1 protein-coding gene is annotated in these 628 nt (G+C 68.8%); it reads left to right on the top strand.

What is annotated here, in order from left to right; genetic code table 11:
• Window positions 1–212 precede the first annotated feature (212 nt).
• A complete protein-coding gene (locus ABD323_RS43565; RefSeq protein ID WP_184921523.1) occupies window positions 213–593 on the top strand; it encodes a thioredoxin family protein in 381 nt (126 codons plus the stop codon).
• The last annotated feature ends 35 nt before the right edge of the window (window positions 594–628 follow it).

Below are 628 nucleotides of genomic sequence, written 5' to 3'. Positions count from 1 at the left end.
CTGGACCGGGTGCCGTTCCACGTCACCGAGGACGCGGCCACACTGACCAAGGCGTACTTCGGCGACGGGCTCAAGGCGGACTCGATGTTCGGCACCCTGACGCCGCGCTTCGACTACGTGCCCACCAACTAGCCCCACTGGAATAGCTCGGCGGGCCGGACCGTTGACGCCGACGCAGATCGCAGCCGGACGAGAAGGGCAGGCAGGCCGTTATGAGCACCGTCGAACTGACCACCGAGAACTTCGACGAGGTGATCGGGGGCGCTGACGACAAGAACTTCGTCTTCATCGACTTCTGGGCCGGCTGGTGCGGCCCCTGCGTACGGTTCGCGCCGGTCTACGAGCAGGCCGCCGAGCGCCACTCCGACATCGTCTTCGCCAAGGTGGACACCGAGGCGCAGCGGGAGCTGGCGGCGGCCTTCGACATCCAGTCGATCCCGACCCTGGCGATCATCCGGGACGGCACGCTGGTCTTCTCCCAGGCGGGCGCCCTGCCCGCGCCGGTGCTGGAGGACCTGATCGGCAAGGCCCGCGAGCTGGACATGGACGAGGTCCGGGCCAAGGTTGCGGCGGAGAAGGCCGAGCAGCAGTAGGCGCGGTGGAACGTGGGCGGGCCCGGGGACGAGAC

The organism is Kitasatospora nipponensis (assembly GCF_039528135.1).
In the GTDB taxonomy this organism is placed as follows: Bacteria; Actinomycetota; Actinomycetes; order Streptomycetales; family Streptomycetaceae; genus Kitasatospora; species Kitasatospora nipponensis.
Note: the sequence above shows the minus strand (reverse complement) of the source record. Positions and strands in the feature narration are given on the sequence as shown.

What these genes read in the sequence shown, in the direction of transcription:
- ABD323_RS43565 (WP_184921523.1), top strand. Translation starts at nt 213, where the DNA reads ATGAGCACCGTCGAACTGACCACCGAGAACTTCGACGAGGTGATCGGG.